Annotated in this window: 23 protein-coding genes and 2 pseudogenes; 19 read left to right on the top strand and 6 right to left on the bottom strand. The window is 70.1% G+C overall.

From position 1 onward, the window contains the following. The first annotated feature begins 378 nt into the window (after positions 1–378). The 6 genes from ACMXN5_RS47365 (at position 379) to ACMXN5_RS47340 (ending at position 8936) form a co-directional block, all read left to right on the top strand. Positions 379–1653 carry an FAD-dependent oxidoreductase gene (locus ACMXN5_RS47365; RefSeq protein WP_439681082.1) on the top strand — a complete coding sequence of 425 codons (1275 nt, stop codon included), beginning with the start codon at positions 379–381 and terminating at the stop codon, positions 1651–1653. Between the two features lie 302 nt (positions 1654–1955). Continuing rightward, positions 1956–5048, top strand: coding sequence for an amino acid adenylation domain-containing protein (locus tag ACMXN5_RS47360; protein WP_439681081.1), 3093 nt, complete (start codon positions 1956–1958; stop codon positions 5046–5048). Between the two features lie 73 nt (positions 5049–5121). Further along, entirely contained in the window at positions 5122–5769 is a 648-nt protein-coding gene (locus ACMXN5_RS47355; protein ID WP_439681080.1) for a hypothetical protein, read from the top strand. 82 nt (positions 5770–5851) lie between these two features. Then, positions 5852–7138: an FAD-dependent oxidoreductase gene (locus ACMXN5_RS47350; protein WP_439681079.1), complete on the top strand. Its 1287-nt coding sequence runs from the start codon at positions 5852–5854 to the stop codon at positions 7136–7138. Continuing rightward, entirely contained in the window at positions 7135–7938 is an 804-nt protein-coding gene (locus ACMXN5_RS47345) for a HisA/HisF-related TIM barrel protein (RefSeq protein WP_439681078.1), read from the top strand. Before ACMXN5_RS47350 ends, ACMXN5_RS47345 begins: the two co-directional genes overlap by 4 nt. After that, a complete protein-coding gene (locus ACMXN5_RS47340) occupies positions 7938–8936 on the top strand; it encodes a zinc-dependent alcohol dehydrogenase family protein (RefSeq protein WP_439681077.1) in 999 nt (332 codons plus the stop codon). Before ACMXN5_RS47345 ends, ACMXN5_RS47340 begins: the two co-directional genes overlap by 1 nt. Before the next feature lie 479 nt (positions 8937–9415). Here ACMXN5_RS47340 and ACMXN5_RS47335 read toward each other — a convergent pair whose 3' ends face one another. Beyond that, positions 9416–9997, bottom strand: a complete 582-nt coding sequence (locus ACMXN5_RS47335) for a TetR/AcrR family transcriptional regulator (RefSeq protein WP_439681076.1) — start codon at positions 9995–9997, stop codon at positions 9416–9418. Between the two features lie 905 nt (positions 9998–10902). Here ACMXN5_RS47335 and ACMXN5_RS47330 point away from each other — a divergent pair. The 5 genes and pseudogenes from ACMXN5_RS47330 (at position 10903) to ACMXN5_RS47310 (ending at position 15592) form a co-directional block, all read left to right on the top strand. Further along, the gene (locus ACMXN5_RS47330; protein ID WP_439681075.1) at positions 10903–11901 is read left to right on the top strand and encodes a VOC family protein; all 999 of its coding nucleotides are present in this window, start codon (positions 10903–10905) and stop codon (positions 11899–11901) included. Continuing rightward, positions 11898–12809, top strand: a complete 912-nt coding sequence (locus ACMXN5_RS47325) for a fumarylacetoacetate hydrolase family protein (RefSeq protein ID WP_439681074.1) — start codon at positions 11898–11900, stop codon at positions 12807–12809. The genes ACMXN5_RS47330 and ACMXN5_RS47325 overlap by 4 nt, the downstream gene beginning before the upstream one ends. Further along, positions 12806–14422, top strand: coding sequence for a bifunctional 3-(3-hydroxy-phenyl)propionate/3-hydroxycinnamic acid hydroxylase MhpA (gene mhpA, locus ACMXN5_RS47320; RefSeq protein WP_439681073.1), 1617 nt, complete (start codon positions 12806–12808; stop codon positions 14420–14422). Before ACMXN5_RS47325 ends, mhpA begins: the two co-directional genes overlap by 4 nt. A 148-nt stretch (positions 14423–14570) precedes the next feature. After that, a pseudogene (locus tag ACMXN5_RS47315) lies at positions 14571–14875 on the top strand (CoA-transferase); the annotation flags it as partial. 90 nt (positions 14876–14965) lie between these two features. Beyond that, positions 14966–15592 carry a CoA transferase subunit B gene (locus ACMXN5_RS47310; RefSeq protein WP_439681433.1) on the top strand — a complete coding sequence of 209 codons (627 nt, stop codon included), beginning with the start codon at positions 14966–14968 and terminating at the stop codon, positions 15590–15592. 24 nt (positions 15593–15616) lie between these two features. Here ACMXN5_RS47310 and ACMXN5_RS47305 read toward each other — a convergent pair whose 3' ends face one another. Continuing rightward, complete coding sequence (locus ACMXN5_RS47305) at positions 15617–15916, bottom strand: hypothetical protein (protein ID WP_439681072.1); 300 nt, start codon at positions 15914–15916, stop codon at positions 15617–15619. Between the two features lie 119 nt (positions 15917–16035). Between ACMXN5_RS47305 and ACMXN5_RS47300 the strand changes: the two genes are divergently transcribed. Together ACMXN5_RS47300 and ACMXN5_RS47295 are read left to right on the top strand one after the other, a co-directional pair. Further along, positions 16036–16701, top strand: a complete 666-nt coding sequence (locus ACMXN5_RS47300; protein WP_439681071.1) for a hypothetical protein — start codon at positions 16036–16038, stop codon at positions 16699–16701. A 98-nt stretch (positions 16702–16799) separates the two neighbouring features. Beyond that, positions 16800–17261, top strand: a complete 462-nt coding sequence (locus tag ACMXN5_RS47295; protein ID WP_439681070.1) for an aquaporin — start codon at positions 16800–16802, stop codon at positions 17259–17261. On the opposite strand, the gene ACMXN5_RS47290 is transcribed toward ACMXN5_RS47295, so the two are convergent. Beyond that, positions 17256–17516 carry a LysR family transcriptional regulator gene (locus ACMXN5_RS47290; protein WP_439681069.1) on the bottom strand — a complete coding sequence of 87 codons (261 nt, stop codon included), beginning with the start codon at positions 17514–17516 and terminating at the stop codon, positions 17256–17258. The genes ACMXN5_RS47295 and ACMXN5_RS47290 overlap by 6 nt on opposite strands. A 90-nt stretch (positions 17517–17606) precedes the next feature. Beyond that, positions 17607–17825 (bottom strand): annotated as a pseudogene (locus ACMXN5_RS47285) (transposase); the annotation flags it as partial. A 73-nt stretch (positions 17826–17898) separates the two neighbouring features. Between ACMXN5_RS47285 and ACMXN5_RS47280 the strand changes: the two are divergent. Together ACMXN5_RS47280 and ACMXN5_RS47275 are read left to right on the top strand one after the other, a co-directional pair. Beyond that, the gene (locus ACMXN5_RS47280; protein WP_439681068.1) at positions 17899–18204 is read left to right on the top strand and encodes a hypothetical protein; all 306 of its coding nucleotides are present in this window, start codon (positions 17899–17901) and stop codon (positions 18202–18204) included. Between the two features lie 104 nt (positions 18205–18308). Beyond that, positions 18309–18521, top strand: coding sequence for a hypothetical protein (locus ACMXN5_RS47275; protein ID WP_439681067.1), 213 nt, complete (start codon positions 18309–18311; stop codon positions 18519–18521). Positions 18522–18899: 378 nt separating this feature from the next. On the opposite strand, the gene ACMXN5_RS47270 is transcribed toward ACMXN5_RS47275, so the two are convergent. Together ACMXN5_RS47270 and ACMXN5_RS47265 are read right to left on the bottom strand one after the other, a co-directional pair. After that, on the bottom strand, positions 18900–19766 hold the full coding sequence (locus tag ACMXN5_RS47270; RefSeq protein ID WP_439681066.1) for a hypothetical protein: 867 nt from the start codon (positions 19764–19766) through the stop codon (positions 18900–18902). Positions 19767–20111: 345 nt separating this feature from the next. After that, positions 20112–20657, bottom strand: a complete 546-nt coding sequence (locus tag ACMXN5_RS47265) for a DUF2716 domain-containing protein (protein ID WP_439681065.1) — start codon at positions 20655–20657, stop codon at positions 20112–20114. Positions 20658–20766: 109 nt separating this feature from the next. Here ACMXN5_RS47265 and ACMXN5_RS47260 point away from each other — a divergent pair, with 109 nt between their 5' ends. The 4 genes from ACMXN5_RS47260 (at position 20767) to ACMXN5_RS47245 (ending at position 23009) form a co-directional block, all read left to right on the top strand. After that, positions 20767–20901: a hypothetical protein gene (locus ACMXN5_RS47260; RefSeq protein ID WP_439681064.1), complete on the top strand. Its 135-nt coding sequence runs from the start codon at positions 20767–20769 to the stop codon at positions 20899–20901. 139 nt (positions 20902–21040) lie between these two features. Next, positions 21041–21400 (top strand): hypothetical protein, encoded by a 360-nt coding sequence (locus ACMXN5_RS47255; protein WP_439681063.1) that lies wholly within the window; start codon positions 21041–21043, stop codon positions 21398–21400. A 146-nt stretch (positions 21401–21546) separates the two neighbouring features. Then, positions 21547–22509 (top strand): class I SAM-dependent methyltransferase, encoded by a 963-nt coding sequence (locus ACMXN5_RS47250; RefSeq protein WP_439681062.1) that lies wholly within the window; start codon positions 21547–21549, stop codon positions 22507–22509. After that, a complete protein-coding gene (locus ACMXN5_RS47245; protein ID WP_439681061.1) occupies positions 22506–23009 on the top strand; it encodes a hypothetical protein in 504 nt (167 codons plus the stop codon). The genes ACMXN5_RS47250 and ACMXN5_RS47245 overlap by 4 nt, the downstream gene beginning before the upstream one ends. Positions 23010–23542: the final 533 nt, after the last annotated feature.

Here is a 23542-nt window from a genome sequence, read left to right as displayed (position 1 = left end):
TCGCCGGTCGGCCGCGGTCGTGGCCGTGGCCGTGGCCGGATAACCGCACGCGCTGATCGGGCTGTTTTCCGGGGATCACCCATTCTCGTGGACTCGCCGGCTCGATTCGAATGATCGAATCCCCGGAATTCGATACGCATGGGAAATGAGAGGAGCCGCGCCACTCCAGATGCTCAGGGGAATTCGAGTCGATGATTTCCGGTCATTGTGGGCAGGCAATGCATCAGGCCGGGGAAATTGGTGAGGAGCGTCACTGTCAACTGTCAACGAATAATCGGGTGGGCGTAGGTCCCCGGGCTTCCTCCGAGTGTCGCGACGCATACTTTCGGACCTCGGCGAAACTCCGGGTGCCACTCCCCCACCCTTGGGGAGACAACGATGCGGATCGCCGTCATCGGAGCGGGCATCGCCGGGCTGACCGCCGCCTGGTTGCTGGACGAGGAGCATCAGGTCACCGTGTACGAGGCCGCCGATCGCATCGGTGGCAACATTCGCACCGCCACGTTCGGCGGCGCCGGGGACGGCCCGGTCACGGTGGATCTCGGTGCCCAATTGCTGTCCCCGACGGCGTACCCGTGCCACACGGCGCTGCGTCGGGCCCTGGGGCTGAGCGTTGACCACACCTTGGACGTCCCGTTGTCCACGACGCTTTCGCGGGCGGGTCGGGCGATGCCGACGCTGGTCACCCCCGACTCCTCGGCCGCGGCGACCGACGGCCGTACACCGGTGTCGGGTCCGGCGGCACGCACGTTCACGGAACTGCTCACCGCTACGGCACGACTGGAGGCCGAGAACGGGCCGGTCACCACCACGGTGGGCGACCTCGCCGCCGCGCGGGAACTGCCGGTGGACGAGGTGCGGAACACCTTTCTGTCCTGGTGCGCGTCCCTCGTCGGCTGCACCGTGGACCAGGCCGCCGAGATACCCGCACGAGCGGTGGCCGGCTGGATCACGGGCGCGTCGCCCAAGCACCCGGACGCCGCCCCGATCTGGCACCTTCTGGCGAACGGTCTGGGGGAACTCGTCTCCCGCATCGCCGACTCCCTGGGCAGCGACGTCCGAGTCGGCGCACCCGTGCGTGCCATCGACGTCGGGGACGGGCACCCATGCCTGCTCGACGCGGCCACCACGAGCGCATACGACGCGGTCGTCGTCGCGACCTCGGCTCCCCGAGCCCTGGACCTCATCGCGGGTTGTTTCGAACTGAAGCCCTCGGCGGAGCCGCTGGCGGCGTTCGACTACGTCCCCACCACGGTGGCCCTGCACCGCGATCCGGCACACATGCCCGCCGACCGGGCGTACTGGTCCACCACCTGCGTCACCACGGACGACCGATGGGCCGAGAGCACCGTTCGGCTGGGACCCGTCCTGGGCACCGAGGTGTTCAAGAGTTGGATCACCCACCGCGCCGAGCCCGAGGACGTCATCGCCCGCGCGGACTTTCGCCAACTTCGCCCCACCGTTGCCGGGGTCCTTGCCGCCCGGGTGCTCGCGACCCATCAGGGCCGTCACGGCGTGTACTTCGCGGGCAGCCATCTCGGGGATGCCGACAGCCAGGAGAGCGCGGTGCGCTCGGCGATCCGGGCGGTGCGTCCGCTGGTCACCCGCGGCGACCGATTGGCCGTGGTCGCCGCCGATCCCTCCCGGCACTGACCGGCCGCCCCGGTTCGCCGGGAGGAGGTTTCGCGATTTCCGATTTGCGATTCGGCATCTTCGGCGATTCGCAGCGTCCGATTGTCGATCAATTGCTCGGGTCGCGGCGGATCGAAGGACGTCAGGCGTACCAACGGCATCCATCCGGGAATTCATGATCGAAATTCAGTCGCCTTCCGGGTTACGCCGACCTGCACATGCGAAACCGCGCGCCGTGATCCGGATCCGGCTGCCGACGCTTTCCTCCGGACGCGTCGAGACCTGCATTTTCCATGAGCTTTTTCATTTTCGCAGGAGATTCCATGGTCACCTCACATCAGCCCCCGTGTCCCGAGCACGCCCGTATCCGAAACCGTCCGCGCACGGACTACCCGCGCGATGCCGGCATCCCGGCGCTCTTCGCGGAGCAGGTCTCCGCGCGCCCCGACTCGCCCGCCGTCGAATGGGTCGACGGAGGCTGGAGCTACCGCGAGCTGGGAGAGCGGGTTCGCCGCGGCGCCACGGGCCTGCGGGCGCGCGGCGTGACGAACGCGGACCACGTCGCCGTGCTGATCGGTCGCTCCGCGGACGCGGTGGCCGCGACCCTCGCGATCCTGTACGCGGGTGCCGTGTACCTGCCCGTCGATCCCTCCTATCCCGCCGACCGCATCGCGCAGATCCTCACCGACGCCGACGTCCGCACGGCGGTGTGCGCGCCCGGCGCGCGCATCGAAGTACCCGACGGCGTCGCCGTCGTAGGCATCGACGAGTTGTTCGCCGCGTCCGACCGAGCCGACGAGCAATGGTGGCGTGGACGCGGCGCGGGCGAGGCGGCCTACATCATCTACACCTCCGGTTCCACCGGCGCGCCCAAGGGTGTGGTGTGTCCCCATCGCGGCCAGACGAGGCTGGCCCGCGACACCGGTGACCTTCGTGTCCTGCCCGGGGACCGGTGGCTCGCGACCACGAATCCGACCTTCGACGTCTCCTGTCTCGAAATGTTCGCCACTCTGCTCAACGGCGCCTGTCTGGTCGTCGCCCGCGACGAGGATCTGTTGGATTCCAAGGCGCTGGAGAGCGTGCTGCGCGACGCGCGGATCAGCGTGACGTGGCTGAGCGCCGGGCTGTTCCACCAACACGCGCACGTCGCGCCGGAGATGTTCGCCGGCCTGCGCTGCCTGATCGTGGGCGGCGACACGGTCGGGCCGCGTGCCGTGCGGGCCGTGCTGCGCCACGGCCGACCGGGAATGCTCCTCAACGGCTACGGGCCCACCGAGAATTCCTCGCTGTCCACGACCCACCGGGTCGACGAGTTGTCCGCGCGGGCGGAGAACGTACCCATCGGGGTCAACGTCGCGGGCTCGACGTCCTACGTGGTCCGAGACGACGGGACGATCGCCGACCCCGGCCGGACAGGCGAGTTGTGGGTGGGCGGCGACGGCGTCGCGCTGGGCTATCTCAACGACCCGGAGAAGACGGCGGAACGCTTCGTCGAGGACCCGTGGACGCCCCGCGAGGTGCGCTCGCGCCTCTACCGCACCGGCGACATGGCGCGGTGGCGCGAGGACGGGGCGCTCGAGTACCTGGGGCGCCGCGACCGCCAGGTCAAGCTGCGCGGCTACCGAGTGGAACTGGACGAGGTCGAGGCGGTGTTGTCGGCCCACGCACGCGTGCGACAGGCCGCCGTGGGCATCGTGGGCGAGGGCGCCGGCGAGGTGTTGGTGGCCGCAGTCGTGGCACATTCCGACCGGGAACGGCGGCGGCTCGCGCAACGCCTGCACGAGCACGTGCGCGACCGGCTCCCCACCTACATGGTCCCCAACCGCATCACCGTGGTCGATCGTCTGCCCTTGACCACCAGCGGCAAGATCGACCGAGGCGAACTCGCCGAGTTGTCGGCGCCGGCATCGACGCCGGGCACCGGCGACGAGGAACCGCGCGGCGAATGGGAACAGGTCGTAGCCCAAGTGTGGCGCGACGTCCTGGACGCCGACGTGGTGACCCGCGACGACACGTTCGTCGCGTTGGGCGGCACATCCCTGCGTGCCACGCGGATCACCGCCGCTCTTCGCGAACGGCTCCACATAGCCGCCGGATACGGCCGCACGATGATCCGTGACCTGGTCGGCGACCCGTCCCTGGCCGACTTCGCCGCCGCGGTGCACGCGTTGCACGAGGGACGAGCGCACGACGACACGCCCGTCGACTTCGCCGCGGAGGCCCGACTCGCTCCCGAACTGCGCTTCGACGCGCCCGCGTCCACGCGTGCACGAAACCCTCGGCAGGTGTTCCTCACCGGAGCGACCGGTTTCCTGGGCGTACACCTCGTCGAGCAACTCCTGGGCGCGGGAGTGGAACGGGTGCACTGCCTGATCCGCGCGGACGACGCGCACGAGGCCCTCGACCGCCTGGCCGCCCGGATGCGGCGGCACGGCGTGGACCCCGAACCGCTGACGGACCGTGTCGTCCCCGTGCCCGGCGAACTCGCCGAACCCCACTTCGGCCTTCCCGACGACGCCTGGAGCGACCTGGCCCGCGGGATCGACCTGATCGTGCACTGCGGTTCGCGCGTCAACTTCGCCTACCCGTATGCGGCGTTGGCGCCGATCAACGTCGGGGGAACCCGTACCGTCCTGGAATTGGCGGGCGAGCACATCCTCAAGCCGGTCCACTACATCTCCAGCATCGCGGTGATCGCGGGCTTCGGCACCGCCGGCATCGAACACGTCGAGGAGGACACCCCGCTCGACCACGCCGACCGCATCTCCCTGGGCTACCCCGAGACCAAGTGGGTCGCCGAGAAACTGATCGTCGAGGCCGGCCGGCGTGGTCTACCGGTGGCCATCCACCGGCCCTACGAGATCACCGGCACTCGCGATCGCGGCGTGTGGAACACCGACACGATGATGTGCGCGCTCTTCCGCACCATCGCCGAGACCGGGCTCGCGCCGGACATGGGCCTGCCCCTGGATTTCGTGCCCGTGGACTACACCGCCGAGGCGATCGTGCACATCGTCACCCACCAGGAACCCGACGGTCGCGTCTACCACATCACCAACCCGCACGACGCCCGACTGCCGCTGCTGGTCGAGCGTTTGGTCGCCATGGGCTACCCGGTACGCACCATGCCCTACGACGCCTGGAGCGGGATGCTCGCCGATCTCACCGCGCAACTGCCCGACCATCCCATGGCCCCGTACGTGGCCATGTTCGTCGAGCCCGCCCACGACAGCGACGTCACGATCAAGCAGATGTACACCGACGGCACCTTCCCCACCTTCGGTCGCCACAACGCCACAGCGGCGCTCGCCGACAGCGGCCTGGCCTGCCCGCCCGTGGACGCGGAGTTGCTGGACACCTACCTGCGCGAGTTCCGCCGCACCGGATACCTCGCACCGCCACCCGAAAAGCACTGACCGCAACCGTCCGGGCCCGACGCGCGAGAGCGCGCGGTTCGTCCACCACACGCAACGAATCAGGAGATCCCCGATGACCCACATCGACGCCGCACGACTCGTCGAGGAAGTCGAGAACCGGCGCCTCGCCCACCCCATCCCCAACGCCCTGCTGGCCGCCGACACGAAGTTGACCCTGGAGCACCTGCGGCGCCTGACCGGCACCGAAGCCCAGTGCCACCGCACGGAACTGGCGGCCTACGGCACGATGCTCTCCCGCTTCCCGCGCCGCCCCGCCGCCGACCTGTACCTGCAACTGGCCCGCCTGGTCTACGACGCGTCCCCCAAGCTGGACGAGTGCGCACGGGCCCTGGGCCTGGACCCGACGGAGATGAAGTTCTGGCCGCCCGAGAGCGCGACGTACACCTTCGACGGTGTCGTCTCCTGGGTGGCGGTCCAGGGATCACAGGCGGCCACGGGAATGTCCTCGTACGCCGACCTGACCTGCTACTTCTCCGGGTGTGCCGAACTGGTCGCACGGGTGCGGGCCGAGGGCCCGAAGGTGCCGGACGAGTTCCTGTCCTACTACGAGGACGACAGCCCCGAGGAATTGTGTCGCCTCGCGCTGGAGGTCGTCCAGGACGGTCTCGACCGAGGCGACGACCCCGACGAAGCCCTCCTGTGTGCCCGCCTGTTGGACGACAGCGTCGCCGACTTCTGGCGCGCCGCGGCCGCCGTGTGAACACCACCGAGTGGTTCGGAGGCAAGGCGCCGCCTCGGCGCCCGGTCGCCGACCGACGATTCGACGGACACGAGGAGGCGCGGTGAGAATCGGTATCGCGGGGGCGGGTATCGCCGGGCTGACCCTGGCCTGGCTGATCGACGGAACCCACGACAGCGTCGTACTCGAAGCCCGGGACGACATCGGTGGGAACCTGTGTTCGCGGCGGTTCGTCGACGCGGGTGGCGCCACGCGGGTGATCGACCTGGGCGTGCACGGCGTGCCGTTGGAGGCGTTCACGCTCTTCCAGAGCCTGACTCGCAACCTCGGACTGGCCGAGGACGATTGGATCACTACCCCGGCGACCTACACCATCGCGCAGGCCGGGCGGGAACTCCCGCTGTTCCGAGGCCCCCTGACCGCACCGGGCGGCGACAAGACGGCGCAGAGCGACCCTTCGACCGCGGACGCGCGGCAAGCGATCGCCATGCTCGTGCGCGAGGCCGCCGACTGGATCGCCCGGGACCTGGACTGGGCGGTTCCGCTGCGCGACGTCGTGGAGCCGTGGTCGCTACCCGCGACGGTGAAGGAAAACGTGGTCTACGCCCTGCCCTCATCGCTCTGGGCTTGTGATCTGCCCCGGGCGTCGACGCTGTCCGCGCGGGCGACGGCGGCCGTGTTCGCAAGTGACGCGCCGGCGGGCACGACACCGACCACGCAGACCCTGCGCGAGGGCATGCAGGACGTGGCCCGCCGACTGGCGGCCCGACTCGACACCGCGGACCTGCGCCCTGGCGCCGCGCTGCGGCACATCCGCCGCGTGGGCGATCGACTGGCGATGATCGACAGTCGGGGCGACACCCATACCGTGGACACGATCGTCCTGGCCGTTCCGGCCGATGCCGCCGCCGAGGCGCTGCGGGACCTGCCGGAAGCGGACATGGCACGCCGCGCGCTCTCCGCATACCGCTACGCGGACATCGCTCACGGCGTGCACCTGGATCCGTGTTACCTCTGTCCCGACCCCCTGCACCGATCCACGACGAACATCACCGTCGACGGTGCCTGGGCACCGAGTACCGTCCGACGTCGATTCGACGACGGCGGCGAAGCCTTCGTCAGCCGACTCGACCACCGCGAAAGCCTGCCGCGTCGCCTCCTCGCCCGGGCCGGGTTTCGCACCCTGTTGCCGCTCCCGGCGATGTTCGCCGCGCAACGTCGACTCCGCGAACTCCAGGGCCACGGCGACCTGTACTTCGCCGGTCACGTCATGACGCAGGTCCCAACCCAGGAATCGGCCATGGTCACGGCCGTGGACGTGGCACGGGTGCTGGCCCCCGACAACCCCCGCCTGGCAATACTCACCCCACCCCGGAAGGCGACACCATGACCACCCCCACTCCCGCGTTCCACAACCGCGAGGCCCACATCGGCGACCTCGTCATCCCCTGTATCGACGTCTCCCGCGGCGCCACCACCGAGCCGTCCGCGATACCCGGCCTGCGCAACCCGTCGGACGTCGTCGAGATCACCCGGGCATACGCCGCCGGCGACGCCCGGAAGGTTTTCCTCGACGTCTTCGACACGTGGGAGGACATCGACTACCTCCCCGACTTGCTGCGCGGGATCAAAGAGGTCGGAGTCGATCTGCTGGTCTCCGTCGAGCACGGTCGCCTCCCGTCCGTGCAGCACCTGGGAGACCTGCTCGCGGCCGGCGCGGACGTCGTGTCCCTCAGCACCGCGATGGTGGACGACCCGCAGACCGTGGAAGCGGCCGTGGGCGAATACGGTGGGGAACGCGTCATGGGCGTCATCAACGGCAGGCGGACGGGCCCCGACCAGTGGGAGGCGTACGTCCGCGACGGCGAGCAGCCCTCCGGAGCCACGGCCACGTCCATGGCGGGCCGATTCGCCGGCCTGCGGGTCGGCGCGATCCTGGCGAACAGCATCGACCGCGAGGGAACCGGGCAGGGCTTCGATCTCGCCCTGACCCGTGCCGTGGCCGAGGCCTCCGGACTGCCGGTCATCGCCTCCGGAGGATGCGGCACGCTCCAGCATCTGCGCGACGCTCTCCGCGCCGGCCACGCCACCTACGTACTGGTCAACAAGATGGTCCATGACGGCAAACACTCCGTGGCCGAGATCAGGGACTTCCTTCTCGCCGACAGCCTGTACCGGCCGGGCCACTGATGCGTACCGTCGTCTTCCGAGAGCACGGGGAACCCGCCGACGTGCTGTCCGTGATCGAAGCCGAGCCGACCGACCCTCTCCCGGGTGAGGTCCGCGTACGCCTGACGGCGCGCCCCATCAATCCCTCGGACCTGCTGTGGATTCGCGGACGCTACGGCCGGGCGGCCCGTTTCGGGCCGCTCGCGCCGGGCGCCCCACCGGTCGCCCCGGTGGGTTTCGAGGGAGCGGGGGTCGTGGACAAGGCGGGTGCCGACGTGGACCTGCGGCCGGGGAGCCGCGTGGCGGTGTCCGCCGACGGAACCTGGCGGAAGTACCTCAACGTGTCCGTCGCCGACGTGATCGAGATCCCCGACTGTCTGTCGGACGACCTCGCCTGCCAGATGACCGTCAACCCGATGACCGCGAACCTGCTCTTGGACGACCTGGGCTTGGCCGCGGGTGACGTGCTCCTCCAGACCGCCGCCACCTCCACGGTGGGTCGGATGATCACGGCGTTGGCGCGACGACGAGACATCCGGTGCGTCGGTCTGGTCCGCCGACGTCACGACCGCCCGGCCCCGTCGGACGACGATTCGGTGGAAGTCCTCGCCGACCCCCCGGAGCGGGCCCGTGAGCAGATCGCGGTCTTCGCCGGAGTCGGGGGCGTCACAGCCGCGCTCGACGCGGTCGGGGGCGCCACCGGCCGACTCGCGCTGGACTGCGTGCGCGACGGCGGACGGATGATCGTCTACGGCATGCTCTCGGGATCCGACATCGCGGTCCCACCCGACTCGCTGGTCTTCCACGGCATCAACCTCGAGGGTTTCTGGCTGCCCGAACGCATGAAAACCATGACCTCCGAGGAAATCGGCGAACTCGTTCGCACGGTGACCGACCAATTGACACACCACCACCTGGACGCGCCCGTCGCGGGTCGCCACGACCTCGCGGACGTCGGCAACGCCGTCCGACACGCCGAATCGCGCGCGGGCACGGGCAAGATCCTGCTCGTGGGCTGACTGTCGCAGGCGTGTAAGGGAGTCGGAACTCGCGCCCCACCGGGCGCCTTCCCCGAAGTGGGACGGCTCGCCGCCGTGTCCCTGCCCATGGCCGACTCTCGCTTCGCACAGCCGGGTTCTGTCGGCTCACCCACTTGAATGAGGCCATCGATGTCGCATGAGGTGTCGCGCACGCTGTACGCGTGCCAACGGCAATTCGCGGCAGCCGAGAGGGAGAAGGGGGCACACGACAAAGGTGTCGACCTTCGACGGCCATGCGGGAGACCTCGTTCCATCACCCGTGAGGCCGTCCCCGAGCCGGCCGGCGGCCCCGCCCGACTGCCGAGCTCGAGCACCGCGATACGAAGCGGGCGGGACTTCGCACCGCCGGAATCCGCGGCTCGGGGCGGATCCGTCGCTGTGGCCGACCGGAGGCGGGCCCCGCTCCGGGTCGACCCGGCCCGGGCGGGCGGGACCCTTCGCCTCGGCGGCGCGCCGGGTCAGAGAATCGGAAGGATGAAGCCCAGGCAGTCGTCGACGTACCTCGCCGGCTGTGTCTCGTCCGAGCCGCTCCATTCGATGAGTGCCGTGTCGACGGCTGTGGCGACGAGTGCGGCCAGGCAGGACAGCTCACCCTCGGTGTAGGCCGTTCTCGAGTTGGCGGCGATGAACGCGCCGACGACTCGAGCGAGGGGGTCTCGTCCGTAGGCTCGTTTCACCTGAAGGGCAGGGTTGTCCCGTACGAGTCGAAGCCGTGTTCGGAGAATGCCCAGTTCGCTCGCGGGAAGGGTCAGGGCCGCCTCGATGGCTGCCTTGAGCCTTGCCGAGACCGAACCCTGCCGCGGAAACTGTTCGAGCTGAGCGGAGAGCCGCCATGAAAGGTCGTCCAGTCCCTCCCAGACGATGTCTTGTTTCGTGGGGTAGAAGCGGGCCAGGCTGGACCTGCTGATCCCTACCGCGGCTGCGATCTGCGCCGTACTGACCTCTTCGAACCCGAGTTCCTCGAGAAGGGCCAGTGCAGCGTCCCTCACACGGGAGCGGTCGATGTGAGCCGGCCGCCCCCTGGTGGCGCTCTCGGTCAAAGTTCCCTCCAGATTATAGAACAGCGTCTCATTAATCTTATCCTCTCACGGCGGTGACTTGGCGGGCGGCGCCGCCGGGTCACCCACCCAACGCGTGCTGCGGCCCGGCGATCCGAATGCGTTCACGCGCGAACCCCCGCCCAGCCGGTGCCCATGCCGACCGGCCGACCCTCGGGGCAGCCGACTCCGCCGTCCGGCTCGCCGGACCCTGGCCGGACCTCGGATCCTGCCGACAGGCTCGCCCATGCGCCCCGAGACGCGGAGGTCGCCACCTCTTCCCCATTATCGGACAGCGTGCTAAAAATGCTTTCGCAAGGTCGCGGCGAACACCACCCCGCGTCCGAGACCCGCGTCGCCGGAGCTTCGCCGAACGGTGTGAGCCCGCACAGGGTGGTTCGCGTCAAGCTCGGGAGGCATTCAATGGAGAAGTCGGGTGACCCTGCGGCATCGGGCGTGGACAGGCCTGCTGCGACGGCGGACAGGCCCGCGATATTCGGATCCGGGACGAGGACCGGCCCGACATCGGTGCGTCGTTCCGCCGGCCGGAAGAGACATCTCGATGCCGCCGCACGCTCGCTCGGCGGCCTCGCGTCACAGCGCACCCCGTTCCTTGTCCACGAGGACGCCGTGGTCCGGGCAGGCGCGACGCTCGTCTGCCGCCCGCCGGTCTTCCCGTCGCCCGCCCGTGGGCGGAGGACCTTGTGCCGCCGAAGCATGGAGAACCGGCATCGAGATCCGGAGGCCCCATCCACGGTGTCGTCGGACGAGTCGTGCGCCGGAGCGCTCGCGGCCATGTGATCGCCGAACGCGACGTCGTGCGCGCCCCCGGCGACCCCGACCCCAGGAAAACATCGGCGTGCGACGTCTCGCCGAAGCACGCCCACAACCAGCAGAAAGGGATGGAGATGGACCACCTCGTCGCGCACCTCGCACACGTCGAAATCCGCACACCCAGGCTCGAGGAGAGCGTCGCGTTCTTCCACGACCTCCTCGGCATGGAGGTTGTCCTCGAACACGGCGATTCGGTCTTCCTCAGGACATGGGGCAACTACCTCCCCTACGACCTGATCCTCACGCGGAGCCCGACGACGGGCCTCGGCCACATCGGATGGCGGGCCAGGAGCGCCGAAGCCCTCGATCTCGCGGCACGGCGGCTCGGCGCGGACAACGCAGGCATGGGCTGGCAGGAACCGGCGCCCCGGCAGGGAGGGGCGTATCTCTTCGTCGGTCCCAACGGGCAGAAGCAGAAGCTCTTCTGGGAGGCCGAGCACTACCGGGCGCCTCGGCACCTGGCCTCGCCGCTGCCCACCCGCCCGCAGCGCAACCCCGCCCGCGGAATCGCGGCCCGCCATCTCGACCACGTGAACTTCCCCTCCGCAGACGTGCTCGGGGACGCGCGGTGGTACGAGAGGAACCTCGGCGTCTTCCTCACCGAATGGACGGAGGTGCCCGACGGAGGGCCGGCCATCTTCGCGACCCTGTCCACCGGTTCGGCATTCCAACTGGCCTTCCTGCGCGACGACTCCGGGTATCGGGGCCGGTTCCACCACTTCGCCCTGCAGGTCGACGAGCGCGCCGACGTCTTTCGTGCCGCCGAGATCTTTCGCGAATCCGGGACTTCGATCGAATGGGGCCCGGGACGCCACGGGCACGGGGAGTCCGTCTCGGTCTACGTGCGCGAACCCGGAGGTATGCGTCTGGAGGTCGTCTCCCCCGGCCTCCAGCGCATCGCCCCGGACCACGAGCCGGTCAAGTGGACTCCGGCCCAGGGATCCTCCGACTTCTACCTCAGCAACCCGTTGCCGGAGGCGTTCCTCGAAGTCCTGCCGGCCGTCCCGACCATCGACCGACCAGCGTCCGCCATCGACGTGGCCGGACTCGGAAACCCCTGGGGCAACCCGTGAGATTCGCAAACGTCAACGGCCGCTCGACCCTCGTCACGGGCAGAGCCACCGGCATCGACCTGGCCCGTGCCGCCGGGGACGAGAGCCTCGCCGACCCGGGCACCGCGCTGTCCCGGTGGGAGGAGGTCACCGCGCGGACGGCCGGGCTCGACCACGGCTCGCCTCCCCCCGGGGCGAGCGTCACCTGGAGCGAGAACGACCTCCTGTGCCCCTCGCCGGCTCCCGGACAGATCATCTGCATCGGCCTCAACTACGTGAGCCACGCGCTCGAGTCCCGCCTCGCCATTCCCGAGCACCCGTTCGTGTTCGCGAAGTTCGCGTCATCCCTCGCGGCCCCGTTCGGACCGGTCACGATCGCCGACGACACGGTCGACTGGGAGGCCGAGGTGGTCGTGGTGATCGGACGGACCGCCCACCGGGTCCTCGAGTCCGAGGCGTGGAGCCATGTGGCGGGCATCACCGCCGGTCAGGACATCTCCGACCGGTCGGTGCAAAACCGGCTGGGCGTGAACAGCCAACCCACCTTGGGCAAGTCCCGCCCCGGCTACGGACCGGTCGGGCCGTTCATCGTCACACCGGACGAGTTCGACGATCGGGACGACATCGGCATCACCTGTACTGTCAACGGCGAGCGCGTCCAGAGCGGATCCACCGGGGACCTCATCTTCGGCATCCCGAAGGTGATCGCCTACCTCTCCGACATCGTCGTGCTGCGGCCGGGAGACCTGATCTTCACCGGAACCCCTTCGGGGGTCGGCATCGGTCGCACACCTGCGCGTTTCCTGCGCGACGGCGACGTCCTCGAAACCACCGTCGAGGGGGTCGGGACCATGCGCCACGAGGCGCGTACCCGGCCGCTCGGTCCGGCCGGAAACGGGACGGCCACCCGGTCGGGGACCAAACGATGAGCGCGGCATCGATCGACCTGGACGTCTGCATCGTCGGATACGGCCCGGTGGGCCAGACGCTGGCGGCCCTTCTCGGGCGGAAGGGCTGGAAGGTCGGCGTGTACGAGCGCTGGGAACTGCCGTATCCGCTTCCCAGGGCCGGGCACGTCGACGACGAGATCGTACGCATCCTCCAGTCGATCGGGGTCGCCGACCGGTTCGAGGTGCGGGCCGTCCCGGCGAGCGAGTACGACTGGATCGACGGCAACGGAGACCTCCTCTTCCGCATCGACTGGGGCAGGCCCACCACGTCGTCCTGGAGGTCGGACTACATCTTCTACCAGCCCGACCTCGAGGCCCTGCTCTCGCAGGCGGCCGAGGCCCACGAGAACGTCTGCGTCCACCGCGGCTGGGAAGCGGTCGGCCTCGAACAGCACGGGGACCGGGTGGAGGTGGCCTTCCGCGGCGGGACGCAGGATGGACAGGGATGGGAACCGAACGGCGCCACCACGACGGTCCACGCTCGCTACGTCATCGGTGCCGACGGGGCCAACTCGTTCGTGCGGAAGGCGACCGGGATCACGTGGGACGACTTCGGATTCTCCGAGACGCTCTCCATCGTGGACGTCAGACTCCACGAACCGGACCGGAAGATCGCGATGCCCGCTTCCGGTCAAATGTGCGACCCCGAGCGTCCCGTAACCCTCTTCCGCTGGCTGGCCCGCGAGCACGCCCGGTGGGAGTTCATGCTGATGCCGGGGGAAGACCCCGCCGAACTCGTCGGCGAGGCGAGCTGCTGGAGCAAGCTCGAACGCTGGGGTGTGACCCCCGAGAACGCGACGCTGATCCGACGGACCCTCTACACCTTCCACTCCCTCGTCGCCCACGATTTCGTCAGCGGCCGCGCGATCCTGGCCGGCGACGCCGCGCACCTGATGCCACCGTTCCTGGGACAGGGAATGTGCTCGGGAATCCGCGACGCCGCCAACCTCGCCTGGAAACTGGACCTGGTCCTGAACGGCACCGCCGCGGAGGACATCCTGGAGACCTACACGCGGGAACGAGGCGATCACGTCCGCGAGATCACCCGGATCGCGATCTCGCTCGGCGCCATCCTGTGCGAAACCGACCCGCGGAAGGCTGCCGCGCGGGACGCCGGGATTCGCCGCGACGGACTGCCGCCCATGCCCCCGCTGCCGGCCCTGACGACGGGCTTCCTCGGCAACGCCGACGGCGGCTCCGGTACTCGTGGCCGGCTCGGAGTACAAGGCCTGATCGTCCACGAGGACAAGGTCAAGCGCTTCGACGACGTGGCGGGATCGGGGTGGACGCTGTTCTGCGCCGACCGTCGCCTTGCCGAGGACGCTCGCCGGATCTGTGACGCGGTGTCCGACTCCATCGGGATCAGCGTGGTCTACGTCTCCAAAGCCCCCGTGGAGTTCCCGGGCTCCTACGTCGACTTCGACGGTACGTACGACCGGTGGTTCGCCTCGTCGAACGCGCAGGCGATCCTCGTCCGCCCGGACTTCTACACCTACGGACAGGCGAAAACCTCGGCAGAGGTTGTCGATCTCCTCTGCGCCATGATCAGCCGCTTGCGACTCCCCCTGGGTGCCGCACCCGGTCTGTGCTGACGGGCGTCCCGCGCCCGGCCGCGTACCGGAACAGCGGCGGGACGCCACGGGGCATCGCTGCTCCGACGCGGACATTCCGAGCCGCTTGCGCATTCGGACGACAATCTCGGCAATGGCGCGGGGCACCATGAAGGAAGTGGGCGGGCAGATGGACAAGGTGCTCGCGTCGGCCGCGGAGGCCGTGGCGGACGTCCCGAACGGGGCGTCGCTCGCGGTCGGCGGGTTCGGACTCGGCGGAGTGCCGGAAGTCCTCATCAAGGCCCTCTTCGACGAGGCGTCACAACCCTGGACGTGGTCTCCAACAACTGCGGGGCGATGGAATCGGGCCTCGCGATCCTGCTCGCCGCGGGCCGGATCGCCCGGGTCACCGGCAGCTACATCGGCGGCAACAAGGAGTTCGCCCGCCAGTACCTCGACGGAGAGATAGAGCTCGAACTGCCTGCCGGGCATCTTCGTGCAGCGCATGGTCGCGCTCACCCCCGAGCAGGCCACCGACAAGAAGATCGAGAAGGTCACCGCCACACCCAGGGGGGTGCGGACGTGATGGCCTGGACACGCGACGAGATGGCCGCACGCGCGGCCCGCGAGCTGCGCGACGGCGAGTACGTCAACCTCGGAATCGGCCTGCCGACGCTGATCCCCAACCACCTGCCCGACGGCGTCCACGTCGTGCTGGAGTCGGAGAACGGCATCCTCGGCACCGGCCGGTTCCCGTACGAGGACGAGGTGGACCCCGACCTGATCAACGCGGGCAAGGAGACGGTCACCGTGCTGCCCGGCGCCTCCTTCTTCGACTCCGCCCTGTCCTTCCGCATGATTCGCGGTGGCCACATCGACACCGCCGTGCTCGGCGCCATGCAGGTCTCCCGGAACGGCGACCTCGTCAACTGGGCCATCCCCGGCAGGATGGTGACCGGTATCGGCGGTGCCATGGACCTGGTACACGGCGCCCGACGGGTCATCGTCACCATGTCCCACACCGCCAAGGACGGCAGCCCGAAAATCGTCGAGCGGTGCGACCTGCCGCTCACCGGCAAGGCCTGCGTGGACCGGATCATCACCGATCTCGGGGTCCTGGACGTCACCGAAGACGGCTTGGTCCTCGTCGAGATGGCACCCGGCGTCACCACCGACGAGATCACCGGCAGAACGAACGCGAAGATCCACTGACACCGCGCCCCGCCTCGGCATCGACTACCCACCCGCGAGCCCGCGGTCGGTGGTGGCCGGGCGGTCGGCGGCGGCAACGAGATCGGCGAAGCCCAGGGGGCGCCCTGCGCCCGGGCAGCCGCGGATCCGGTCGCCGCCGCGTCGAGGCCGAGCGGCGTACGGCCTCGAAGGCGTTCCCGACCGCCGCGGCGTCCGCTTCGGGACGCTCTCCAGGCGGGCGAGCAGGTCGCCGGTCAGGTCCCGGACGAGCGCCTCCCGGTCGGGGAAGACGTCCCGAGCCGCGTCGAGAATCCGCCGCCTGCTGCGTGCCGCGTCCGCCCGCACGATGTACCGCCTTCCCCGACCCGACCAAACCGGAGACTTTCTCTCCGTCTATGCTATCGTTCCAGAGGCGGAGACAAACTCTCCGCTTAAGCGGCTCATCTCGACGAAAGGAACACGCCATGAACGGCGCGCTGACCGTCCGGACCCTGATCGACGGCACGGAGTACACGCAGGACGACATCCGCCGGTGGGAGCTGGACCGCGCCCGGAACGCGCTCGCCCTGCTCAAGAACCGGATCGGCGACCGGGCGATGCGGGAACTGCTCGCCGAGGACCTCCGCGCGGCGGACGAGATCATGGCTCCGCTGCCGGACGCCTCAGGTGGCGTCTGGCAGTCCGCCGTGACCGAGTTGGAGATCGGCGGGATCACCGCCGACGAGTTCCTGACCTGGTGGCAGGGCCGGCTCGCGAGCGCCGACCGGACGGCATTGCTCTCGGCCAATCCCGAGCACTACCTCGCCGACTCCGCGCACGGGGTGGTCGAGATCATCGAGACCATCGGCTCCGGACCGCTGCGCTTCTTCCTCACCTTCCACGACGGCGTCGCGATCGAGGACGAGGGCCACGAGACCTACCCCGTGCGGATCGGCGGCACCGGACGGCTCACGGACGGCACCGAGATCTGCCGCGTCATGCACGAGTTCGGCGACGGCCCCCGCGGCCTGCGCATCCGCCTGACGATCCAGTTCCCCGCCGGCGCCCCCGAGCACGTCTTCACCGGCCACCAGTGGCACTTCGCCTGCGAATTCCTCAACTGGCTGGAGGCCGCGCACACGGCCCGCTGACGACGGCCGAACGGCGGTGGGGAACCCCTCGCGCTGCCGGGTTCCCCACCCCCGCAGTCCTGTCGGCACGCACCACACACCATCGAGGTCACCCCCTCATGCGGCTCGGACCCCCGCCCCCGAATCTAGACCCGCCCTCCTGCACGTCGCCTCTCCCGAGGCCCTCCCCGGCCTCTCCCCCGCAACGGCCCGACCTCACCGACCGAGTACCCACGGTCGACCCGCCCCGACACACCCTGCGCCACGCCGCACACGAGTTCGGCCTCACCGCGCTGCTGCTCTTCCTCGTCGTCACCGCGATGCGATGGCTGCTCGCGCCCGACTCGCCCACGGCGATCGGGAACCCGGACCTTGCACCGGTCGTACTCGGCGCACTCGTCGGCGTGTTGCTGACCGCGCTCATCCTGTCGCCTTCCGGGCGATACTCCGGCGGACACTTGAACCCCGCCGTCACCGTGGCCCTGTGGCGTCTCGGAGCCTTTCCCGGGCGGGCCGTCCTCCCATACATCGCCGCCCAGGCGATCGGATCTTGGTGTAGGACCTCGTGCTCTGCGTCATGAGGCGCCGCTCTGAGCAGTGGGTCCGTCAGCTGTCTCAGGATCTTTCCGGCGCTTTCGTCTCACGAGCCGTGTCACTTCTTCAGCGGAGACTGCGCGAACGGCCGAGACAAGCCGTTCTCCAGCAGGAGTCAGCCTTTGAGGGGCGCCGGATGTCGCCTGGATGAGGAGCTTGTAGCCAACTTCCTGTTCGAGTCGTCGGACGTGTTCGGAGAGTTGCCGGGCTGGCGCCCCGATCTCGCCAGCGGCTTGTGTCATCGAGGGATATGCAGTGGCGGCGGCAACCGTTCAAGACGTAGCCATGCATAGCGGCTGGTCATGGCCGGAGCGAGAACCTCGGCCGGTGACCTCCTCCGGGCGCTCGCCCCGGGAATGGATGTCAGGGCCCTTGTAGCCAGGCAACATCTGCAGCAGCCCCTCGCGCAGGGTCCGGAAATAGCGCTCAACAGGCCCTTTGTCCCGGCCCGTTCGCAGCCGGGCGGGCTGAATCGAGATGCCCATCCGGCGGCAGACGCTGGTCAAATGCTCCGAAACGGAGACCTTGCCGTGATCGACGACGATGCTCTGGCCGGACGAGCTCCGCGCGCCCGAGGGCATCGCCCCGCGGGGCGAGGTGACCATCCGCCCCCAGGAATTGAAGATGGCCGCCTCGCTCATGGACACCCCCAGCGAGGATTTCGAACTCTCCGACGTCCACGACGACTACCAACGCGCCCTCGACGCCCTGGTCGAGGCCAAGGCCGCAGGCGCCCACCCCGACGAGGCCGCCGAGCGCACCGCGACCGCGAACAACGTCGTCGACCTGATGTCCGCACTCACCGCCAGCGTGGAGGCCGCCATCAAGAAACGACCCGGCACGAAACGAAAAACGCCGAAGACCACCACCGGGAGCGGCACGAGGAAGGGCGGCGCGGCGGCGGCCCGGTCACGCAGGAAGACCGGCTGAAACGCCCCGCTCCGCACCCGCGGGACGACGGGATTCGAGGCATTCCCCTCGGTCTGCGGCCGAACGCCCCGTGGGTCCCGGCCCCGCACGAGGGGGGTGGGCGCGTGTCGGTGCCTGCGGCGATGATCGTCCGCCCGGGTCCTCCTCCCCACGACGGCGCCCGCGATGTGGAAGTCGGCGGCCCCATTTTCGTTCTCGGTCTCGACGCACTTGACGCGATCGAGGGTAATTTTCAGGTTCATGGCACTGTTCCGATTCCGTTTCCGTCGTGGGTGGTGATCGCCGTGGAAGGCCGATCGTCGGTCTCGTCCCCATGATGGGCGGGCGACTACCGGGCGCGGGTGACGGTGGTGACCGGGTCGTCGCAGCGGGCCTGGATGCGGTTGAGGGCGGACCGCGGCCGAACGCCATGCCTACGCCAACGACTTGGACGACGAACGGTCCCTGGCCGCCGTCCACGACAGCACCAACCAGAGCAAGGCCGACCGCGACCCCGCCGAATGGATGCCGGGCCGATGGTCTCCCGGGCGCGGTCGGGGCGTTCATGTGCCGGGAGCTTGGGTCGGCCACCGCGGTTCGGGCACGGGACGTCGGAAGGAGGGCTCCGGGCGCTGGCGCGCCGTGGCGAGTGCGGTGCGAAACCGGCCCCCGAACGGTCGGCCGGCGAGTCGAGACGGTCTTCCGCCTGGCGGGTATCAGCCGCCGAGGTCGAACACTCCCCACGCGGTGAACGGCTCGGCCTGGACGTGGATCCTGCTTCCCCGGCCGACGACGCGTCGGGGGCCCGGGGCGGAGCCGTCGGGCAGGGTGAGCAAGCCGACGTCCGTCGGCTCGACGGACGTTTCGGTGAGCCTTCCGTGGGCGAGTCGGTCCCCCTCCTCGCGGTAGCCGCCGTAGAAGGCAACCCGGTCGCCGTGGACGGCCAACGCCTTGGCGCCCCGTACGCCGTTCGACCACACCCTCACGGGCCGGTCGGTGCGGTCGGGGCGTATCTCGACGAGCGGGAAGTCCGTGTACGGGCACGCCCAGGCCGTGGTGCCCGACACGTTCAGGGCGTAGCAGTCGAACAGGCCTGGGATGCGGGCGCCGTCCGACGTCCAGGCGAGCCGGCCCGTGGCGCTCCAGCGGCGGATTCCGTCCGGGTTCTCGTCGAAGTGTGCGACCCAGAGGTGGCCGCTCTCGTCCACGAGCAGGTGTTCGATGGCGTCTCCGACAAAGAAGGATGTGCTCTCGCGGCCGAACGCGTCGAAGATTTGGATCTGGTTGGCGTCGTCGTTGCGGCGGGCGCGGGACGCGGCGACGACGAACCGGCCGTCGGGCAGGCGGTCCAGGTGCGGCCAGCGGGCGCGCACGGCGCTCAGTTCGGTGAGTTCGACGGTGTCGTCCGGGTGGACGGAGACGACCAGGGCGTCGAACGGCGGGAGATCGTCGCCGGGCTGCGGGGCGGATTCGGTGAGCAGCCAGTGGGCGACGCCGTGGACGTCGACGGTGCTGGTCAGGACGTGGTGGTCGTGGTGCGCTCGGGGCAGGTGGGCGTAGGGGACGAGGGCGGTCTCGTGCATGGGCGGGCTCTCCCGGGTGGGTGTTCACGGCCGTCGGACGCTGCGGTGGGCGGCGGTCGGAGGGGCGCGAGCGGTGGAGAGCGGAGCGGGGCGCCTAGACGGCATGGCCCTTTCTGGTGGTCACGAGGTGATCATCCTCGACGCCCCGACCCCGTGACAAACCCTTTCCGGGCATCCCGATGCGAGACTGCTGCCGGCACCACCCCGTCCGGTCGGTGAACGGCACCTGCGGAGCCGGTCGTTCGAGTGCCGGCGCCGGGTCTTGCGTGTCGCGCCGGCGCCCGATCGGTTCCCTGGGCCGAACCACGACTCGGGCGTCGACTGTGCCCCGGACCCTCGTCCGAGTCACGGCACACGACGCTTCGCAATCCCGAGACCGCGCCGGAGACCTTCAGCGGGCGGGCGTCCCGTCCGGCGCAGGGGTGGTCCCAGGTTGTGGTGCACGTTCTGGTCGATCGTGTCGAGGAGTTCGGTGCCGAACACGCAGGGCGTGTGTTCCCAGAGGTGGCCGAAGGTGTCGAATCGGAGGTCTTGCGCGAGGAGGACGTGGTAGTCGCCGTCGGGGTACGGGTCGAAGGGTCGGCCCTCGCGGGAGCGTTGCTCGAGAACGCGCGCCCGCCGGTGTGCAGGATGCCGGCGTCGAACCGTCGCGCACCGCTCGCGGAAGCCCCGACACGGGACGCACGGAGCGGGCCGGAACGTCGACTGGGCGTCGGTGCGGGAACATGCACCCGTCGTATCGGTTCTCGCGCGCCTGCCGTAGGTTCCCCGGCAAGGACGCGAACACAGGGCCGGACCCGATCGCCCCGCAGGTGTCGGACGTAGTCGGTAGCCTCCCCGCTCGTCGGGTGCCGCCACGACTGCTGCGTCCGATCGCTCACGGGCGGACATGACACCGGGTTGTCATGGCAGCGGCGGGTGTTCACGGGCCAGGGGCTGTTGATCCGACCGGGCCCACGGACGGTTCGCGCCCAAGCGTGGCGTGGGGAAGGAGAGTTCGGTGGGTGTGGATTTCCATTGGCGCAGGGTTCCCGAGCAGGTGTTGTCGACGATGTCGCCGCGCGGGCTGAGCGCGTTGATCCCCTCTCGCTACGACGAGGAGTACGAGCGGTTGGTACAGCGGGGGTGCTCGTGAGCGTGCGGAACGTGGACGCGCTCATGAGCTTCACGCTCACCCGCGGGGCCCCGGGGCGCACGGACGAGGACGATCTCGCGGTCTACGGCGGGCACCCCGGGTCGAGGGCGAGGAGGACCCGCATTACGGATTCGTCGGCGTGGAGGTGTTCGTGCGCACGGCCGACGAGGTACGTGCGGCGGCGGAGTCGTTGCGGGATCTGCCCTACCGGGCGTGGGTTCGGGGCTGGGACGCGGAACTCGCTGCGGAGGCGGCCTTCGTCGGCAAGGCGAGCTGCACTTGGGATCCGCGCGACGCCGATCGCATCGTCGACGGCCTGGACCGGCTGAGGGACTTCTACGACGGGGCGGCACGCGTCGGCGACGCCGTCGTTCCAGGGTCGACGCCTGACGGCGCCCCGTGGCCTCCGTGCCCTGCGAGCAACCGGCTGACGCTGCACCGCCCTCGCGTCCGCACGGGCCCTCGTCCCACTCGGCGGCGGGAAGCCCGGCCCGGATGATGTCGGCGACACCATCCTCGCTTCCGCGAAGCGCCGGCGGACGATGAGCCCGACGAGCAGGCAGGCGCCGAGGAGTCCGACGAAACGCCCCATTCCCGAGGCGACCTCCCCGCCCGGTGCGGGACCGATCGGCGTATCGTGCTCCGGTGTCGCGTCTCGAAGTGTCCGACCTGATCGTCGCCCACGCGCCCGGCTCGCTCCAGCGGGTGCCGGTCGCGCGCGCCGACGTGGTCGCGACCCTGCGCGCCGCGGGTCAGTCCCGAGGGGCCCGGATCGCCGCCCGGTTGCCGGTGCTCGACGGGGGCCTGCTCGATGCGGCGTACGTCGACCGCCGCCTGGTCACGGTGCACACCGAACTCCAGCGCCTGAGCGAGGAACTGCGCATCCCCGAACGCCTCGCCCACCTGCTGGGGCCACTGCTCACCGCGATCCGCTCCACCCGGGACGCGCCCGATCGCATCCGCGTCGTCGACGTCGGCTGCGGACTGGGCCATGTCGTGCGTTGGCTCGCCGCCCACGACGTACTCGGCGCCGACGTCGAGTTGGTGGGCGCCGACCTGCACGCCGCACTGATCACCGAGGCGACCCGCCTCGCCCACGACGAAGGGCTCCCCTGTCGGTTCGTGCGTGCGAACGCCTTCCGGCTCGACGACACCACCCCCGAGGCGACCACCGCTCAGGGTGCCGCCACGCATGCGGCGACGGTCTACATCTCCACCGGCCTTCTGCACCACTTCCGCGGCCCCGACCTCCACGCCTTCTTCGCCGCCCAGGCGAGCCCCGGCACCGTCGCCTTCTGCCACTACGACATCGCCACCACCCGCATCGCCCCCTTCGGCGCCTGGCTCTTCCACCGCGCCCGCATGCGCGACCCCCTCGGACGCCACGACGGCACCGCCTCCGCCCGCCGCGCCCACGACGACACCACCCTCCTGCGCGCCGCCCACGCCGCGCACCCACTCGTACCACTCATCCACGAACCCACGGGACGCAGCAACCCCCTGTGCACGACACTTCGCCCGATACTCGGCGTACGCCCCGACCTCCTCGCCCCGCTGCGCGCCGCCCTCGGCAAGGACGCCCGCAGGCTCCAGGGGGCGACCGGATGAGCGTGGCGCTGCTGGTTGCCCTCGGCATGATCGACGCGGCACTGGCCGGCTACCGGGCCTCCAATGGCCGCAACGGCCGGATCCGTCGCCGTGCCGCCGACCTGCGAGCCGCCCGACGCGGCCTGCCGGCGGGTGCGCTGGTACTCGCGGCGAGCGCCGCAGTGGCCCTGGTCGTGCTCGGCGCGGCCGACGACCGCGCAGCCCGGTACGCCGAACTCGACGCGGCCGCATGGCGGATGCTCGCCGTCCTGCTGCCCTACGCCGGAATCGTCGCGGCCTCGATGCTCTGCTACCTCGCCGGCTCGTTCCGCTTGGCCACGTTCGCCATCCTCGCCGGACTCGGCCCGCTGACCATGGCGCGACCGCTGCTGGTCGCGGGCGGCGTCGTCGCGGCCGGGTGGGGAACACCCGCCGGCGCCGCCGTCGCGGCGACCGCGGGCAGCGGAATCCTCCTCGTGGAGCCGTACGTGCACCGACGCTGGTACCGGACACCGATATAGGCACATCGCCGGTGATCGCCCATATCGACGCTCCTTCGTCCGAACCCGATTCCTCCGGCGCGGGAACACCCGCGCGGATGAGTCGACGAGGGCCGGGACGCGGTCGATGTGGTCGCGGGAGTTGATGCCGGCGCCGACGCGGAAGCGCTTGTCGGTGTCGACGCTCTCGTGGCGGAAGCGGGTGTGGCTCGCGTAGTCGGCGCGCAGGACGACCGACGCCAGGCGAGCGTGGGGGGTCCGGACAGGCAGCACGTCCAGGCGGTGGTGCCAGATGGTCTCGTTCGCGTCCGAGAGGGACACGGCGGCGGGAGCGGTGACCAGGTCACACCGTCACCGCGTTGAGAGAGGCGTTGAAGACGACGATGAAACGCCGCACCCTCGTCGGCTACACCGGCACGGCCCTGGCCGGGCTCGCCGCACAGTGGGCCGTCCTGGAGCCGCCGGCCGTCGCCGGATCACGCCACGGCGCCGCCGTGGACGCCGAGTTCGTCGAATGGTTGGAAGCCACCGGGGCGCAGCCGAGCAGGTTGGCC

The organism is Embleya australiensis (genome assembly GCF_051903075.1).
Taxonomy (GTDB): Bacteria; Actinomycetota; Actinomycetes; order Streptomycetales; family Streptomycetaceae; genus Embleya.
The sequence above is the reverse complement of the archived record's forward strand: the minus strand, read 5'-3'. Positions and strand labels throughout refer to the sequence as shown.

Bases quoted from the DNA above. Each gene is read 5' to 3' on its own strand.
- ACMXN5_RS47365 (WP_439681082.1), top strand. From the start codon at position 379: ATGCGGATCGCCGTCATCGGAGCGGGCATCGCCGGGCTGACCGCCGCC.
- ACMXN5_RS47360 (WP_439681081.1), top strand. From the start codon at position 1,956: ATGGTCACCTCACATCAGCCCCCGTGTCCCGAGCACGCCCGTATCCGA.
- ACMXN5_RS47355 (WP_439681080.1), top strand. From the start codon at position 5,122: ATGACCCACATCGACGCCGCACGACTCGTCGAGGAAGTCGAGAACCGG.
- ACMXN5_RS47345 (WP_439681078.1), top strand. From the start codon at position 7,135: ATGACCACCCCCACTCCCGCGTTCCACAACCGCGAGGCCCACATCGGC.
- ACMXN5_RS47340 (WP_439681077.1), top strand. From the start codon at position 7,938: ATGCGTACCGTCGTCTTCCGAGAGCACGGGGAACCCGCCGACGTGCTG.
- ACMXN5_RS47330 (WP_439681075.1), top strand. From the start codon at position 10,903: ATGGACCACCTCGTCGCGCACCTCGCACACGTCGAAATCCGCACACCC.
- mhpA (WP_439681073.1), top strand. From the start codon at position 12,806: ATGAGCGCGGCATCGATCGACCTGGACGTCTGCATCGTCGGATACGGC.
- ACMXN5_RS47310 (WP_439681433.1), top strand. From the start codon at position 14,966: ATGGCCTGGACACGCGACGAGATGGCCGCACGCGCGGCCCGCGAGCTG.
- ACMXN5_RS47300 (WP_439681071.1), top strand. From the start codon at position 16,036: ATGAACGGCGCGCTGACCGTCCGGACCCTGATCGACGGCACGGAGTAC.
- ACMXN5_RS47295 (WP_439681070.1), top strand. From the start codon at position 16,800: ATGCGGCTCGGACCCCCGCCCCCGAATCTAGACCCGCCCTCCTGCACG.
- ACMXN5_RS47290 (WP_439681069.1), bottom strand. From the start codon at position 17,516: ATGACACAAGCCGCTGGCGAGATCGGGGCGCCAGCCCGGCAACTCTCC.
- ACMXN5_RS47280 (WP_439681068.1), top strand. From the start codon at position 17,899: ATGGCCGCCTCGCTCATGGACACCCCCAGCGAGGATTTCGAACTCTCC.
- ACMXN5_RS47270 (WP_439681066.1), bottom strand. From the start codon at position 19,766: ATGCACGAGACCGCCCTCGTCCCCTACGCCCACCTGCCCCGAGCGCAC.
- ACMXN5_RS47265 (WP_439681065.1), bottom strand. From the start codon at position 20,657: ATGTCCGCCCGTGAGCGATCGGACGCAGCAGTCGTGGCGGCACCCGAC.
- ACMXN5_RS47245 (WP_439681061.1), top strand. From the start codon at position 22,506: ATGAGCGTGGCGCTGCTGGTTGCCCTCGGCATGATCGACGCGGCACTG.